The sequence below is a fragment of the Phenylobacterium sp. FG114 genome (genome assembly GCF_057809855.1).
Genome location: NZ_JBMDKU010000008.1, coordinates 61,335 through 75,110, shown reverse-complemented (window position 1 = coordinate 75,110; position 13,776 = coordinate 61,335). Strand labels below are relative to the sequence as shown.

General features: G+C 70.2%; 18 protein-coding genes. 10 read left to right on the top strand and 8 right to left on the bottom strand.

Annotated elements, in window-relative coordinates; translation table 11 throughout:
- Positions 1–228 precede the first annotated feature (228 nt).
- Genes queC through ACODSY_RS15050 form a run of 3 tightly spaced genes read left to right on the top strand, consistent with a single transcriptional unit; the run spans position 229 to position 1,989 of the window.
- A complete protein-coding gene (gene queC / locus ACODSY_RS15060; protein WP_488952579.1) occupies positions 229–954 on the top strand; it encodes a 7-cyano-7-deazaguanine synthase QueC in 726 nt (241 codons plus the stop codon).
- The gene (queE, locus tag ACODSY_RS15055) at positions 951–1,583 is read left to right on the top strand and encodes a 7-carboxy-7-deazaguanine synthase (protein WP_488952578.1); all 633 of its coding nucleotides are present in this window, start codon (positions 951–953) and stop codon (positions 1,581–1,583) included. Before queC ends, queE begins: the two co-directional genes overlap by 4 nt.
- A gap of 34 nt (positions 1,584–1,617) precedes the next feature.
- Positions 1,618–1,989, top strand: a complete 372-nt coding sequence (locus ACODSY_RS15050) for a 6-carboxytetrahydropterin synthase (protein ID WP_488952577.1) — start codon at positions 1,618–1,620, stop codon at positions 1,987–1,989.
- Here ACODSY_RS15050 and ACODSY_RS15045 read toward each other — a convergent pair.
- The 5 genes from ACODSY_RS15045 to ACODSY_RS15025 form a co-directional block, all read right to left on the bottom strand.
- On the bottom strand, positions 1,986–2,486 hold the full coding sequence (locus ACODSY_RS15045; RefSeq protein WP_488952576.1) for a response regulator transcription factor: 501 nt from the start codon (positions 2,484–2,486) through the stop codon (positions 1,986–1,988). The two genes, ACODSY_RS15050 and ACODSY_RS15045, sit on opposite strands and share 4 nt — an antisense overlap.
- 187 nt (positions 2,487–2,673) lie before the next feature.
- On the bottom strand, positions 2,674–3,792 hold the full coding sequence (gene aroC, locus ACODSY_RS15040) for a chorismate synthase (RefSeq protein ID WP_488952575.1): 1,119 nt from the start codon (positions 3,790–3,792) through the stop codon (positions 2,674–2,676).
- 48 nt (positions 3,793–3,840) lie between these two features.
- The gene (locus ACODSY_RS15035) at positions 3,841–4,176 is read right to left on the bottom strand and encodes a hypothetical protein (protein ID WP_488952574.1); all 336 of its coding nucleotides are present in this window, start codon (positions 4,174–4,176) and stop codon (positions 3,841–3,843) included.
- An 89-nt stretch (positions 4,177–4,265) separates the two neighbouring features.
- Positions 4,266–5,192, bottom strand: coding sequence for an SDR family NAD(P)-dependent oxidoreductase (locus ACODSY_RS15030; RefSeq protein WP_488952573.1), 927 nt, complete (start codon positions 5,190–5,192; stop codon positions 4,266–4,268).
- A 41-nt stretch (positions 5,193–5,233) separates the two neighbouring features.
- A complete protein-coding gene (locus ACODSY_RS15025; RefSeq protein ID WP_488952572.1) occupies positions 5,234–6,493 on the bottom strand; it encodes an MFS transporter in 1,260 nt (419 codons plus the stop codon).
- 212 nt (positions 6,494–6,705) lie between these two features.
- Here ACODSY_RS15025 and ACODSY_RS15020 point away from each other — a divergent pair, with 212 nt between their 5' ends.
- Positions 6,706–7,215, top strand: a complete 510-nt coding sequence (locus ACODSY_RS15020; protein ID WP_488952571.1) for a GNAT family N-acetyltransferase — start codon at positions 6,706–6,708, stop codon at positions 7,213–7,215.
- On the opposite strand, the gene ACODSY_RS15015 is transcribed toward ACODSY_RS15020, so the two are convergent.
- Positions 7,212–7,997, bottom strand: coding sequence for a hypothetical protein (locus tag ACODSY_RS15015; protein WP_488952570.1), 786 nt, complete (start codon positions 7,995–7,997; stop codon positions 7,212–7,214). The genes ACODSY_RS15020 and ACODSY_RS15015 overlap by 4 nt on opposite strands.
- Before the next feature lie 167 nt (positions 7,998–8,164).
- Between ACODSY_RS15015 and ACODSY_RS15010 the strand changes: the two genes are divergently transcribed.
- The 6 genes from ACODSY_RS15010 to ACODSY_RS14985 all read left to right on the top strand — a co-directional run bounded on the left by ACODSY_RS15010 (position 8,165) and on the right by ACODSY_RS14985 (position 12,348).
- The gene (locus ACODSY_RS15010; protein WP_488952569.1) at positions 8,165–8,734 is read left to right on the top strand and encodes a DUF1285 domain-containing protein; all 570 of its coding nucleotides are present in this window, start codon (positions 8,165–8,167) and stop codon (positions 8,732–8,734) included.
- Between the two features lie 2 nt (positions 8,735–8,736).
- Complete coding sequence (locus ACODSY_RS15005) at positions 8,737–9,378, top strand: CoA pyrophosphatase (protein ID WP_488952757.1); 642 nt, start codon at positions 8,737–8,739, stop codon at positions 9,376–9,378.
- Complete coding sequence (locus ACODSY_RS15000) at positions 9,371–9,634, top strand: hypothetical protein (RefSeq protein ID WP_488952568.1); 264 nt, start codon at positions 9,371–9,373, stop codon at positions 9,632–9,634. Before ACODSY_RS15005 ends, ACODSY_RS15000 begins: the two co-directional genes overlap by 8 nt.
- On the top strand, positions 9,631–10,881 hold the full coding sequence (locus tag ACODSY_RS14995) for a CCA tRNA nucleotidyltransferase (RefSeq protein ID WP_488952567.1): 1,251 nt from the start codon (positions 9,631–9,633) through the stop codon (positions 10,879–10,881). Before ACODSY_RS15000 ends, ACODSY_RS14995 begins: the two co-directional genes overlap by 4 nt.
- Positions 10,882–11,580: a glutamine amidotransferase-related protein gene (locus ACODSY_RS14990; protein ID WP_488952566.1), complete on the top strand. Its 699-nt coding sequence runs from the start codon at positions 10,882–10,884 to the stop codon at positions 11,578–11,580.
- A 93-nt stretch (positions 11,581–11,673) separates the two neighbouring features.
- Positions 11,674–12,348 carry a PEPxxWA-CTERM sorting domain-containing protein gene (locus ACODSY_RS14985; RefSeq protein ID WP_488952565.1) on the top strand — a complete coding sequence of 225 codons (675 nt, stop codon included), beginning with the start codon at positions 11,674–11,676 and terminating at the stop codon, positions 12,346–12,348.
- On the opposite strand, the gene ACODSY_RS14980 is transcribed toward ACODSY_RS14985, so the two are convergent.
- Positions 12,345–12,944, bottom strand: coding sequence for a GNAT family N-acetyltransferase (locus ACODSY_RS14980; RefSeq protein ID WP_488952564.1), 600 nt, complete (start codon positions 12,942–12,944; stop codon positions 12,345–12,347). The two genes, ACODSY_RS14985 and ACODSY_RS14980, sit on opposite strands and share 4 nt — an antisense overlap.
- Positions 12,941–13,774, bottom strand: a complete 834-nt coding sequence (locus ACODSY_RS14975) for a ChbG/HpnK family deacetylase (protein WP_488952563.1) — start codon at positions 13,772–13,774, stop codon at positions 12,941–12,943. Before ACODSY_RS14975 ends, ACODSY_RS14980 begins: the two co-directional genes overlap by 4 nt.
- Positions 13,775–13,776: the final 2 nt, after the last annotated feature.

Below are 13,776 nucleotides of genomic sequence, written 5' to 3'. Positions count from 1 at the left end.
CTCTTTTTGGTCCGTGGTCGGCGTCACGCCGCTTGAGCGTAAGCCTGCGGAGAGGCGGCGCAGCCCCCCGTTCAGCACAAGTGAAGCTCAACCCGCTGCGACAAACTGTCAACGGAAGCCGAGACAGCGTAAGGGATTGCGGCCTCTACTGTGGCGCCCGGAACACCGAGTCTTACCTAGCGTCGCTTCGCGGAAAGGCGCCTTTCGCCCCCTCGGGGCCGGTGCCATATGGGGCCGATGACTGACGGCGCCCTTGTCCTCTTCTCCGGCGGCCAGGATTCCACGGCGTGCCTCGCCTGGGCCCTGGACCGCTACGGCCGCGTCGAGACGGTGGGCTTCGACTATGGCCAGCGCCACGGCGTCGAGCTGGAGGCCCGCCAGGCCGTGCGCGCCCGGATCGCGCGCGAGTTCCCCGACTGGACGCCGCGGCTCGGCGACGACCACATGATCGACATCCGCAGCTTCGGCGCCTTGGCCGAGACGGCGATGACCTCCGAGCGGGCGATCGAGATCACCGACAAGGGCCTGCCCTCCACCTTCGTCCCGGGCCGCAACCTCGTTTTCCTGACCTATGCCGCCGCCCTCGCCGACCGCCGCGGGCTGAACGTGCTGGTTGGCGGGATGTGCGAGACCGACTTCTCGGGCTACCCCGACTGCCGCCGCGCCACCATGGACGCCATGCAAGCCGCGCTGAATCTGGGCATGGAGCAGGCCTTCCGCCTCGAGACGCCGCTGATGTGGCTGACGAAGGCCGAGACCTGGGCGCTGGCCAAGACGCTGGGCGGCGAACCGCTGGTGGCCGTCACCGTGGAGGAGAGCCACACCTGCTACCTCGGCGAGCGCGGGACGCTGCACGCCTGGGGCTACGGCTGCGGGACCTGCCCGGCCTGCGAGCTGCGTCAGCGCGGCTATGAGGCCTGGAACGCCGACGGACGCCCCGAGCTCGCCGGATGAGCTACGCGGTCAAGGAGATCTTCCTCACCCTGCAGGGCGAGGGGGGCCAGGCGGGCCGGCCGGCGGTGTTCTGTCGTTTCGCCGGCTGCAACCTGTGGAGCGGCCTGGAACGCGACCGCGGCAAGGCGGTCTGCACCTTCTGCGACACCGACTTCGTGGGCATGGACGGCCCTGGCGGTGGGCGCTTCGCCGACGCCGACGCGCTGGCCGCGGCGGTCGAGGCGGCGTGGACGGGCGGCGCGGACAACCGCCTCGTGGTCCTCACCGGCGGCGAGCCCCTGCTTCAGGTAGACTCCGCCCTGATCGACGCCCTGCACGCGCGCGGCTTCTCCATCGCCCTGGAGACTAACGGCACGCTGCCCGCGCCGGATGGGATCGACTGGATCTGCGTCAGCCCCAAGGCCGATGCGCCGGTCGTACAGACCCATGGCCAGGAACTGAAGCTGGTGTTCCCCCAGGACAGGGCCCGCCCCGAGCGCTTCGAGCACCTGGATTTCGAGCGTTTCCTGCTTCAGCCCATGGACGGTCCGGACCGCGCCGCGAACACGCAGGCGGCGATCGCCTATTGCCTCGCACACCCTCGCTGGCGTTTAAGCGTCCAAACCCACAAATACCTCGGCATAGCCTGAGGCCCGCGCGGCTTCGGCCGCCCCAAGATTTGCGATGACCCAACCGACCTTCGAGATCACCAAGGCCGCGACCTTCGACGCGGCGCACTACTTCGCCGAAGGGCCCGAGCACCGGCCCTACCAGAACCTGCACGGCCATTCGTTCAAGGTGGAGGCGACCGTGCGGGGCCAGACGCAGGAGCCCGTCGGCTGGGTGGCGGACCTCGCGGACCTCGAGGCGGCGCTGAAGGCCGTCGCCGGCGAGCTGGACCACGGCCTGCTGAACGACAAGCCCGGCCTGGACCGGCCGACGCTGGAGCACATCTGCCTCTACTTCGCTGAGCGTTTGCGCGTGAAGTTCCCCGGATTGTCGCGGATCGCCGTCTCGCGGCCCACCATCGGCGAGAGCTGCGCCCTCAACCTCTAGCCGGCCTGCCTCCGGACGTCCGTGGCCCGGCGGCGCAGGCCGGCGTAGTTCGGATCGTTACGTCGGCGGCGGTCCGGGCCGAAATAGTCGTCGGTGCGTACGAACGGCCGGGGGTGCTCGATCGCCTGGTGCAGCCGCTCGATCACGCCGCGCGCCGCCAGCGGCTTGGCCAGGAACTCGCTGACCCCGGCGTCGCGCGCCTCGTTCACCCGGGCGAAGGTCGAGTGCCCCGTGATCATGATCACCGGCGCCATCTGGTTCGGGCTGTCGGGCGAATTGCGCAGCAGGCGGACGAAGTCGATCCCGTCCAGCGGTTGCATGCTGAGGTCGGTCATCACCACGTCGATGGGATAGTCCCGCATCATCTGCAGGCCCTCGGCCCCGTCGTTGGCCTCGTAGATGTGGTTCACGCCGATGGCGCGCAGGATCTCCGCCAGGAGGATCCGCATGTAGTGGTTGTCGTCCACCAGCAGGATCTTGAGGAGGTCGTAACGCACGCGGCGATCTTACCGGTCCACTGTGACGGGGTCCCGCCCGAACACACCCAATTTGTGTCGCGAGCGGGTTCTGCGGGATTAGGGTGACCCGCGCCGATCGGTCAATGGCGTATCATAGTTACTTGACTGGAAACCATTGAGCTATCAACGGCTTGGTCTCCCGAAAAGGTAGTCTGTAGATTGCTACTCAACCTTCGGATGGTCCAGGCCGGAAGGCGTCGCGGCCGGTCTGGGCGCGGTGCCGAAGGAAGGCGTCCGCCAGCACGCAGGCGACCATCGCCTCGACTACCGGCACGGCGCGAATGCCCACGCAGGGATCGTGGCGGCCCTTCGTGCGCAGGTCGATCTCGTGGCCCGCCTCGTCGATGCTCCGGCGCAGCGACAGGATCGAGGACGTGGGTTTGAACGCCACGCGCGCCGTCACGGCCTGGCCGGTCGAGATTCCCCCCAGCACGCCGCCGGCCTTGTTGGACAGGAATATCGGGCCGTCGTTGCCCATCCGCATCTCATCGGCGTTCTCCTCGCCCGACAGGGCCGCCGAGGCGAAGCCCGCGCCGATCTCCACGCCCTTGGCAGCGTTGATCGACATCAGCGCCGCCGCCAGCTCGGCGTCGAGCTTGCCGTAGAGCGGCGCGCCCCATCCGGCCGGCACGCCCGTCGCCTCGACGGCGACGACGGCGCCGGTCGACGAGCCGGATTTGCGGATCTTCTCGAGGTGCTCTTCCCACACGGGCACGATGGCGGGGTCGGGCGCCCAGAACTGATTTTCGCTGGTCACCCCGAAATCGATCTTCGCCGGGTCGACCGCGTGTGGGCCGATCTGCACCACCGCGCCGCGGATGGTGACCCCATCCAGGATCTTCCGCGCCACGGCCCCCGCCGCGACCCGCGCCGCGGTCTCCCGCGCCGACTGCCGGCCGCCGCCGCGATAGTCGCGCACGCCGTACTTGGCGAAATAGGCGTAGTCGGCGTGGCCTGGCCTGAACGCCTGGGCGATCTCGGAATAGTCACGGCTGCGTTGGTCGACGTTCTCGATGATCATCGAGATCGGCGTGCCGGTGGTCACCTGGCCATCCGTGCGGTCGTCGGCGAACACGCCCGACAGGATGCGCACAGCGTCCGGCTCCTGGCGCTGGGTGACGAACTTGCCCTGGCCCGGCCGGCGGCGGTCCAGCCACGGCTGGATGTCGGCCTCGGTCAGCCCGATACCGGGCGGGCAGCCGTCGACCACGCAGCCCAGCGCCGGCCCGTGGCTCTCGCCCCAGGTGGTCACGCGGAAGAGGTGGCCGAAGGTGTTGTGCGACATGGCGGGGTTCTCTAGCCCGTTCGCCCGCCCGCGGTAAACGGCGGCGCTCTAGACGCGGATGTCGATGTGGTTGGCCAGGTGGGTCGGGGTCGTGCGGCGGGCGGTATCGGCCAGGATGTCGGCCTCGGCCCGGATGCGCGCCTGCGGCGACATCTTGAATAGGGCCAGCATGTCCACGCCGCGCGCGGCCATCGCCTGCTGCCGGGCCTGCTCGCGAGCCTCAGCGGTGTTTTCGACCGGCGCGACGGGGCGGATGTTCGAGACCTGGAAGCCCTCGGCCGCGCGCCCGGTGATGCTGAGGCCGGCCGGCGTGTCGGCGACGTCCGCAGCGGCGTAGGCCGTGCTGCGGGGCGTTGCGCCAAAATGGACCAGGCCGACGTTCATGCGACAGCCCGTCGCAACCGGTGCGCCAGACACGAAAACGGCGGCGGACCCAAGCCCGCCGCCGTCTCGAAATCAGCGCCTGCGCGCGGTCAGGCCGGCTGCTTGGCCGGCTGGGCGCCGGGCAGGGTGGCGCGGTTCAGGTCGAAGAACTTCGGCGCCATCTTCGGCACCGCCTCTTCCAGGATCGACTGCACCGTCCAGCCCTCCTCCTTGGTCACCGTCTCGATGGGACGTGGCTGCGAGTAGAGGATGATGTTCTCGCCCGACGAGCCGAAGATCTGGCCCGAGACGTGGGCGGCGGCCGGGCTGACCATGGCCACCGAGAAGCGGGCCGGCTGGTCGGCGCGGATCTTCTCGGCCATCACCTTGCGGCGCTCGGCGGCGGCCTCGTCCTTGATCGGCACGGACTGGGTCATCCGCGTCCAGGCCACGGGCGCCAGGCAGTTCGAACGCACGTTATTGCGTGCGCCTTCCATGGCGATGATCCGCGAGAGGCCGGCGATGCCCATCTTGGCCGCGCCGTAGTTCGCCTGGCCGATGTTGCCGAACAGGCCCGACGTGGACGTGAAGAACATGTAGGCGCCGTCGTTCTGCTCGCGGAACAGCTCGATGGTGGCCCGCGCCACGTTGAACGAGCCGCGCATGTGCACGGCGATCACGGCGTCCCAGTCCGCCTCGGTCATCTTGTGGAACATCACGTCGCGCAGGATGCCCGCCGGATTGATGACCGCATGCAGGCCGCCGAATTCCTTCTTGGCCTGCTCGACCATCCCGTAAACCGCGTCCAGGTCGGTCACGCTGTCGGAGTTCGACACCGCCTGGCCGCCATTGGCGCGGATCAGGGCCGCGACCTCTTCCGCCGGGCCCGCCGAACCGGCGTCGTCGCCCTTCAGCCCCGCACCCAGGTCGTTGACCACCACCTTGGCGCCTTCCTGCGCCGCGATCAGCGCGCAGTCCCGGCCGATGCCGTTGCCGCCGCCCGTGACCAGAACCACCTTGCCGTCCAATGCGCCCATGACGTTCTCCCTGAAATTCAAAAAATCGGAATGGGCGACAGTTATTCGAGCCGGTCGGCCCGGCGCAAGTCGGGGAAGAGCCGCGCCCAGAGGGCGGTGACCATCACGGCGCCCACGCCGCCGAAGATGGCCGCGCCGACGGGCCCCAGCAGCCGCGCCACCACGCCGCTCTCGAACTCACCCAGCTCGTTGGAGGCGCCGATGAACACCGACGATACCGAGGCGACCCGGCCGCGCATGTGGTCGGGGGTGACGAGCTGCACCAGGGTCTGGCGGACATAGACGCTCAGCATGTCGGCGCCGCCCAGCACCGCCAACGCGGCCACCGACAGCCACAGCGACTTCGAGACGCCGAAGGCCACCGTCGCCAGGCCGAACACGGCGACGCCCAGGAACATGATCCGCCCGGCGTGGCGGCGGATGGGATTGGCGGCCAGCCACAGGGCCACCGCGGTCGCCCCGATCGCCGGCCCGGCCCGCAGGATGCCGAAGCCTTCCGGCCCCACGTGCAGCACGTCGCGGGCGAAGACCGGGAGCAGGGCCGTGGCCCCGCCCAGCAGCACGGCGAACAGGTCCAGCGAGATGGCCCCGAAAACGATCTTCTGACGCCAGACGTAGGACAGGCCCTCCCGCATCAGCTGCCAGCGCGACCCCGGCTTCACCTCGGGCTTGGCGTTGCCGCGGATCATGAACACCAGCACCGCCGAGACCCCGTAGAGCCCGAAGGTGGTGAAATAGGCGGTCTCGGCCGAGCGGGCGACCAGCAGGCCGGCCGCCGCCGGCCCCGCGATCGAGGCGGTCTGCCAGGCCAGGGAGTTCCAGGCGATGGCCCGAGGCAACAGCTTTCGCGGCACCAGCATGGGGCCGAGCGCGGTGTTGGCGGGGGCGAAGAACGCGCGGCTGGCGCCGAACACCACCGCGATCCCCAGCAGGAGGGCGGGGGAGGCGTGGCCGTTCACGGTGGCGAGCGCGAGGGTCATGACGCTGACGATCTCGCCGGACAGGCAGAGCAGCAGCACCTTCTTGCGGTCGTAGCGGTCGGCCGCTTCACCCGCCGGCAGGGTCAGCAGGAAGACTGGCACGAAGGCCGCGAGCCCGATCATCCCCACCAGGAAGGCGCTCTCCTCGACCGAACGCTCCAGGCGAGCCAGGGCGTACATCTGCCAGCCCATGGCCACGCTCTGGATCTGACTGGCGAAGCTGCCCGTCCAGCGGGTGCCCCAGAACAGCAGGTAGTCGCGTTCCTTCAGCAGGGCGCGGGCGGACGGGACGGGTTCGTCGGACGGGGGGAGGTCGACCATGGGGCGGGGCGGACCCTGCCCTAAAGCCGCACCGCGCCGCAATGACGTTGACGCCGAACGGCGCAGGTCCTATCTGCGCGCCCTCGATCCACGGCCCGGAGGGCCTCCCAGATGCGACGACGTCCGCTGGCCTAGCGCCAACCGAACCCGCACCGCCGTCGGGCATTCCGCCTGACGCCGAAACGTCGTCTTCCGCATCTAGAGATCGCCGCATGTCCCTTCAGCCCGTCCGGCCCCCGCCGGAGCTCATCCTCGTCAACGAAGCCCCGGCGCACGGCGCCGAGATCGAAGCCCTGCTGAACCGCGCGTTCGGGCCTGGCCGCTTCGCCAAGGTTTCGGAGCGCGTGCGCGAGTTCGCCGACTTCGCCCCCGACCTCAGCTTCTGCGCGCTCGAGCAGGGCAAGGTGGTGGGCGTGGTGCGCATGTGGCGCGTCCGGGTCGGCGACCAGCCGGTGGTCTTCCTGGGCCCCTTGGCCGTCGAGGAGAGCGAGCGCCGCCACGGCCTGGGCGCACAACTTGTGGAGCACGCCTGCCGCGCCACCGAGGCCGCAGGCGAGCCGGCCGTCCTGCTGGTCGGCGACCTCCCCTATTTCCAGCGCGTGGGCTTCGCGGTCGCGCCCAACGTGACCCTGCCCGGCCCGGTGGACGTCCGCCGCGTACTCTCGCGGGTGTTCGCCGAGGCGATGAATCTATCTGGAACCGTCAAGGCCCGCCGCGCCTAGCCCTTGGGCGGCGGCCCTGGCGGCGGAGGGAAGTCCAGCGGCGGCACGGCGGCGCCGGGCGAACCCGCGGCGACGGCGTGGTAGAGCGCGGTTCCGACAGGACTGTAGGTGAGCGCCTCGGTCGCCACGCCCATCGCCAGGATCGCCGCCACGCCCCATCCCCACGCCGGGTGGACGCGGCCGTTGCGCCGCAGATCGGCCGCCATGCCCGCGAGCGGGAAGAGCAGGCAGGCCGCGAAGGTGGCCTCCCAGGCCCAGGGCGCGATCAGCGGCATGGGCAGCAGCCGGCCGAAGCCGGGACCGAGCAGCAGCGACATTCCGCAGAAGTGCAGGCGCCGGTGCCAGTCTGTCTGCCGCCGCAGCACGATCGCGGCCACCGTCAGCCCGGCGAAGGTGAACAGCGACAGCGGATCGAAAACCAGGAATTGCAGCGGCTTGAAGAAGAATGGCACGCCCCCGCGGCGCACCATGGCGAAGGTCACCATGCACCCCAGCACGAGCATCGGGATCATCCAGGCGGCCGCCAGCCAGCCCAGGCGGCGGTGCAGCGCCATGCGGTCGGTCGCCACGAAGGTGTTCTGCAGCAGGTAGATCACCACCCAGCCCATGAACACGACGGCGTGCGCATGGACGAGCAGGGGCGACGAAAAGCTGGATCGCCCCATCGCCAATTGAATTGAAAAGCCCGCGACGATCACCGCCGTCATGGCGATGGCGCCGCCAAGGAAGAAGCCGTCGTCGCGGCTCGGCGACGCAGGCAGTCGTTCGGCGATAGCAGTCATGTTCGAATTCCCCCAGAGCGAACATTGTACTGCCAACCGCTGGGCTGGACCAGCGAGGTGGAGGCGCGGTGCGACGGAGCCCCCGATCCCCGCGACGAGGCCGGCTCGCGGCGACGGGTAACACGGCGCGCCTTGAGACACCGCATGGCGACGCCTACCCTTAGGCTATGGCGGATTCCCCCAAACCCGGTCTCGATGGCGTCGCCGCGGCGGCGAAGCAGGCGCCGGGCCGTGGCCTGCCGCCGGTTCACCTGTGGAACCCGGCGCACTGCGGCGAGATCGACATCGTCATCAAGCGCGATGGCCGCTGGTTCCACGAGGGCGCCCCGATCAGCCGGGAAGCGCTCGTGCGGCTGTTCTCCACGGTGCTGCGCAAGGACCCGGACGGCTTCCACCTGGTGACGCCCGTCGAGAAGCTGAAGATCACCGTCGAGGATGCGCCGTTCATCGCCGTCCGCGTGGACCGGACCGGCGAGTCGCTGAAGTTCCTCACCAACGTCGGAGACGAGGTCGAGGCGGGGCCCGAGAATCCCATCCGTGTCGAGCAGGGCGAGGACGGCGAGCCCCGACCCTACGTCCATGTCCGGCGCGGCCTCGAGGCGCTGATCTCCCGGCCGGTGTTCTACGAGCTCGTCGAGATGGCCGAGCCGCGCGAGACGGCGCAGGGCGAGACCCTCGGCGTCGGTTCGAACGGCGCCTGGTTCCCCCTGGCGTCGCCCGAGGCGCATCGCCTGTGAGCATGACCCTGCCGCAGAACCTGCGCGACTGGATCGCCGAGCACCTGGACCCGCTGCACGACCACGCGGTGGAAGGCGGCCAGCGCCGCTCGGACTATGACCTGACTCCAGGCGGCTGGGCCGGCGCGGAGAGCGGCCCGCTGAAGAGCGCGGCCGTCCTCATCGGCCTGGTCGAGCGGGAGGCGGGCGTGAACGTGCTGCTGACGCGCCGCTCCGACACCTTGCGCAGCCACACCGGCCAGGTGGCGTTACCGGGGGGCCGCCAGGATCCGGGCGAGCGGCTCTGGGAGACGGCGCTCCGCGAAGCGCACGAGGAGGTGGGGCTGGAGCCGCACTACGTCGATCTGCTCGGCCTCTCGACGCCCTACCAGACCGGCAGCGGCTACCTCATCACGCCGGCTGTGGGCTTCATCCGCGACGGCTTCTCCCTGCAGCCGAACCCTGGCGAGGTGGCCGACATCTTCGAGACGCCGTTCGGCTTTCTGATGGATCCCGCCAACTACGAAGAGCGCGAAGGCCAGTTGCCCTCGGGCGAGAAGCGGCGCTTCTACGCGACTACCCATGCCGACCGCTACATCTGGGGCGCGACCGCGGGTATCCTGCGGGCGCTCTACGAGCGGCTCTACGGGGCGGCCCTTGCTTAGGCAGATCCTCATCCGCGGGGCGCTGGCGGCGATCCCGTTCCTGCTCTGGTTCCTCTGGGCCGCCTGGGCGCGCCGGACGGGGCGGCCGATGGGCTCGACGCCCTGGCCCTGGCTGGTCGCCGCGGGCGCAGCCCTGGTCGGCCTGTCCTTGATGGCGACGGTGGTCTTGCATAGGGACAACCGCGGCGAGCGGTACATCCCGGGCGAGACGCGCCCGGACGGCCGCGTCACCGAGGGCTATTTCGAGCGCAAATGACCGACAGCCTGGGACAGCCGCACTGGATGACCGCGCCGGAGACCGTGGCGGTGTTCGACGCGCTCGAGGCCGAGGGAGGGCCGGATTGCGCCCGCTTCGTGGGCGGCTGCGTGCGCAACGCCCTGGTCGGGCGGCCGATCGACGACCTCGACATCGCCACGACGCTGGCGCCCGACCGGGTCACCGCCGCGCTGAAGGCGGCCGGCATACGCGCCGTGCCGACCGGCATCGACCATGGCACGGTCACCGCCGTCTCCCAGCACCGGCCGCACGAGATCACCACCCTTCGCCGCGACGTCACGACCGACGGCCGCCGCGCCACGGTGGCCTTCACCGACGACTGGCATGAGGATGCAGACCGGCGCGACTTCACCCTGAACGCGCTCTACGCCCGGCGCGACGGCTCGATCTTCGACCCCACCGGCCACGGGGTCGCCGACGCGAAAGCGGGACGCATCGTCTTTGTGGGCGATGCAGAGCAACGCCTGCGCGAGGACCACCTGCGCAACCTGAGATTCTTCCGCTTCTACGCCTGGTTCGGAAAGGGTGCGCCTGACCCCGCCGCCGTCGCCGCATGTGCGGCCCTCCGGGAGGGTGTCGAGGGCCTCTCGGCCGAGCGCGTCTCGAAGGAGCTGCTGAAGCTGCTGGCGGCCGACGATCCTCGGGCCTCGGTTCGACTGATGCACGAGACAGGGGTGCTGGACATCGTCCTGAAGGCGCCGCCGAACCTCGATCGCTTCGACGCTCTCGTCGAAGTCGAGACCGACCAGCTCTTCACCTGCGATCCCGTGCTGAGGCTCGCCGCGCTCCTGCCCGATGATCAGATCGCCGCCGGCCGGCTGGCCGAGCGCCTGCGCCTCTCGAACGCGGACCGGGATCGCCTGGTCGCCGCCCTCGCGCCGACGCCGGTGCTCAAGAGCTGGATGAGCCCACGGGAGATCCGGCGCGAGATCTACCGGTCCGGCCAGGCGGTCTTCCGCGACCGCGCGACGCTTGCCTGGGCGGCTTCGCCCCGCACGGCCACCACCATGCAGTGGCGCGGCCTGATCGCCCTGGCCGAGGGCTGGAGCCCGCCCGCGTTGCCGCTGACGGGCCAGGAGGTCATGAGCGCCGGCGTGCCGAAGGGGCCGCTGGTGGGCGAGGTGATGCGCGAGGTCGAGGCCTGGTGGATCGACAACGACTTTCTCGACGACAAGCTGTCGATCATCGAGAAGCTGAAGGCCGTGGCCCAGGGCATGGTCTACTGAATGGCGCGGATCGGCATCCTCAAGACCGGCCGCCCGCCCAAGCCGGCGATCCCGCAGTTCGGGACCTATCCCGACATGTTCATGGACCTGCTGGGCCGCGAGGATCACGACTGGCGCGTCTACGCGGCTGACGAGGGTGAATACCCGGCCGCGGCCGAGGATTGCGCCGCCTACATCGTCACGGGCTCGGCCGTCGGCGTGTACGACGCGGATCCGTGGATCGGCCAGCTGCTCGACTGGCTGCGCGCGGCGAAGGGCCGGACCAAGCTGGTCGGGGTCTGCTTCGGCCACCAGGCGATGGCCCAGGCCTTCGGCGGCCGGGTGATCAAGTCGCCGAAGGGGTGGGGAATCGGGGAGCAGGCGTACCAGGTGCTCTCCCGCGAGCCCTGGATGGACGATGCGGCCGTCATCCGCCTGCCGGGCTCGCATCAGGACCAGGTGGTCGAGCTTCCGCCGGACACCGAGGTCATCGCCGCGAGCGACTTCACGCCCATGGGCGCGCTGGCGTACCGCGACCAGCCGGCGATCTCGATGCAACTGCATCCCGAGTTCGTCCCGGACTACGCCAAGGCCCTGATCGAGGCCCGCCGGGGCAAGGTCTATCCCGACGACCAGGCCGACCGCGCCATCGCCAGCTACGGCCGCCCCGACGACCGCGCCCGCGTCGGCCGCTGGATAAACGCCTTCCTTAAGAGCTGACCCGCTCGCCTTATCCGCGAGTAAGCTTGACGGCCCCCATGCCTCCGATTGTAATGGCACATAGAGTGTCATTTGTTGAGGCGGGGCTCATCGATGCGTGTTTCCGGTTTCCTGGCCGCCGGCCTGGGCGCGGCTGTCCTGGCGGGTTCGCCCGCCTCCGCGGCGGTGATGATGGCGACCTTCTACGGCGCCACGGATTTCGGCGGCTATGACTACGCGGGCCTGTTCGGCGCGCCCGGCGCCAGCCTCGCCTACAAGCCCGTGGTGCTGACCTTCACCTACGACACGCAGCGCGGCGACCTGATCGAGAGCGGCGGCCAGACGGCGTACGGCGGCGCGACCTTCGGGACGACCAGCCCGATCCTCAGCGCCTCGGTGACCATAGGCGACGTCACCCAGTCGCTCGACCTGTCCTACTATGGCTACGCCAACTCCCAGGCCGGCGCCTGGTTCTGGCTGTTCGGCAAGCAGGAGACGCCCGGCAACATCGCCACCGAATTCTCGGCTCAGGTCTATTACGACGCCTCCGGAGACCTCGAGGCGCCGTTCTTCGCCTACGCTTATGGCAACGGCTCGCTCAGCATCTACAAGCCCGACGACTACGCCGCGCTCCTCGCCGAGACGGCCTTCGACCTGGGCGGCGTGGAGGTGACCTATCTCGGCCCATCGGCGGCGCCCGCGCCAGAGCCGTCGGCCTGGCTGCTGATGATCGCCGGCTTCGGGCTGGCGGGGGCAGCCCTGCGGAGCCGGCGGCGGCTCGCCGCCTAGGCCCCGAACGTCATCCAGACGACCGACTTCGGTCCCACGGCTTCCAGCCGGCGCCAGCCGTATCGCGTGTAGAACCGCTGCGCCCGGTGGTTGGGCGCTTGGCAGCCCAGGTGCGCGCGTCCGCCGACTGCCGCCAGCCAGCGGTCCATCAGCGCCTTGCCGACGCCCCGGCCCTGCAGGCGCGGCAGCAGGTCGATGTGCAGGTGGGCTTGGGCGACGTCGACCACCGGCTGGGGAACCCTTGGCGGATGATGGATGTGGTAGGCGTCCCACTGGTCGCGGCTGCGCTGCTCGGCGGGCACGCTGGCGGTGTCCGCGTAGCGGCCGCGGAGCGCTGGCCACCACGCCGCCTCGCAGCGCGCCTCGAAGGCCCGCGTGTCGGACGTGCCGAGGATATAGCCGGCCACGCCCTCGTCGTCCTCGGCGACGAAGGCCAGGCCGGGCTCCAAGACGGCGTAGGGCGCGGCGTAGATCTCGCCGATGATCCGCGGATCCTCGTAGAGGTGCGCGGCGTCGGCGCCGTTGTCCCCGGTCTTCAGGCAGATGTGGTGCAGGGCGTCTAGGTCGCCGGGACGATAGGGCCGGATCGTCGTCATCGGCCGGCGCGCTGGAGCGCGCGCAGGGGCGCGAAGTCGATCAGCGTCGCGCCTGCGGCGGCGATCATGCCGGACAGCTTCGGGTCCATCAGCGCGTCGAGATCGTCCACCCGGACCTGAGGGTGATCGGGGTCGTAGCCGCGCAGCTCCGCCCCGTCCTCCACCGGGTGAACGTAGACTTCGGTCACGCCGGGCCTCAGGCGGGAAAGGATGTCGGCGAGGGCGGGCCTGGCGGGTCGGCCCCAGGTCGTGGTCATGTGGTCCGGGAACAGGAGGCCCCGATCGGCCGCCATCGCCCGACCCGGAAAGCCCAGCTCGGCCTCGGCCCGGGCCCCGAACATGCGGAGCGGCAAGTCGTAGTCGGCGGCCAGCTCGACGAAGAGTTCGAAGTAGCGCCGGTCGACCTGCATCGTACCCATGTGCGCGTCGAGGTGGGTGACGTCGACGCCCCAGGCCAGCGCCTGGTCGATCTGCGCCCGGCACTCGGCGCGAACCTCGCCCAGATCCGCCCCTGCCCAGACCTCCGCCGCGGTCGCCGGCATGTAGCCCTCCGCGTCGTGCAGCGAGGCCGCGCCCGTCAGGCTGCGCCAGCGATAGCCCGGATACTCACAGGTCAGCGTCAGGTGCACCCCGATCCCGCCGCCGAAGCTGCGCGCGCCGTCCAAGGCCCAGGGGCAGGGGACCATCAGGGTGGCGCTGGTCAGCGTGCCCCTGGCGAACACCTGGCTCATCGCCCGGTTCGCCGAGGCGCTGGAGCCCAGGTCGTCGCCGTTGACGATCAGCAGCTTGGCGTCCGGCCCGTATCCGAGGCGCTCGGCGAGGCTCGCCATGC

What these genes read in the sequence shown, in the direction of transcription:
- ACODSY_RS15035 (WP_488952574.1), bottom strand. Translation starts at nt 4,176, where the DNA reads ATGAACGTCGGCCTGGTCCATTTTGGCGCAACGCCCCGCAGCACGGCC.
- ACODSY_RS15025 (WP_488952572.1), bottom strand. Translation starts at nt 6,493, where the DNA reads ATGGTCGACCTCCCCCCGTCCGACGAACCCGTCCCGTCCGCCCGCGCC.
- aroC (WP_488952575.1), bottom strand. Translation starts at nt 3,792, where the DNA reads ATGTCGCACAACACCTTCGGCCACCTCTTCCGCGTGACCACCTGGGGC.
- ACODSY_RS15050 (WP_488952577.1), top strand. Translation starts at nt 1,618, where the DNA reads ATGACCCAACCGACCTTCGAGATCACCAAGGCCGCGACCTTCGACGCG.
- ACODSY_RS14975 (WP_488952563.1), bottom strand. Translation starts at nt 13,774, where the DNA reads ATGGCGAGCCTCGCCGAGCGCCTCGGATACGGGCCGGACGCCAAGCTG.
- ACODSY_RS15030 (WP_488952573.1), bottom strand. Translation starts at nt 5,192, where the DNA reads ATGGGCGCATTGGACGGCAAGGTGGTTCTGGTCACGGGCGGCGGCAAC.
- ACODSY_RS15015 (WP_488952570.1), bottom strand. Translation starts at nt 7,997, where the DNA reads ATGACTGCTATCGCCGAACGACTGCCTGCGTCGCCGAGCCGCGACGAC.
- ACODSY_RS14985 (WP_488952565.1), top strand. Translation starts at nt 11,674, where the DNA reads ATGCGTGTTTCCGGTTTCCTGGCCGCCGGCCTGGGCGCGGCTGTCCTG.
- ACODSY_RS15005 (WP_488952757.1), top strand. Translation starts at nt 8,737, where the DNA reads ATGACCCTGCCGCAGAACCTGCGCGACTGGATCGCCGAGCACCTGGAC.
- ACODSY_RS14990 (WP_488952566.1), top strand. Translation starts at nt 10,882, where the DNA reads ATGGCGCGGATCGGCATCCTCAAGACCGGCCGCCCGCCCAAGCCGGCG.
- ACODSY_RS15010 (WP_488952569.1), top strand. Translation starts at nt 8,165, where the DNA reads ATGGCGGATTCCCCCAAACCCGGTCTCGATGGCGTCGCCGCGGCGGCG.
- ACODSY_RS14995 (WP_488952567.1), top strand. Translation starts at nt 9,631, where the DNA reads ATGACCGACAGCCTGGGACAGCCGCACTGGATGACCGCGCCGGAGACC.
- ACODSY_RS14980 (WP_488952564.1), bottom strand. Translation starts at nt 12,944, where the DNA reads ATGACGACGATCCGGCCCTATCGTCCCGGCGACCTAGACGCCCTGCAC.
- queE (WP_488952578.1), top strand. Translation starts at nt 951, where the DNA reads ATGAGCTACGCGGTCAAGGAGATCTTCCTCACCCTGCAGGGCGAGGGG.
- queC (WP_488952579.1), top strand. Translation starts at nt 229, where the DNA reads ATGGGGCCGATGACTGACGGCGCCCTTGTCCTCTTCTCCGGCGGCCAG.
- ACODSY_RS15020 (WP_488952571.1), top strand. Translation starts at nt 6,706, where the DNA reads ATGTCCCTTCAGCCCGTCCGGCCCCCGCCGGAGCTCATCCTCGTCAAC.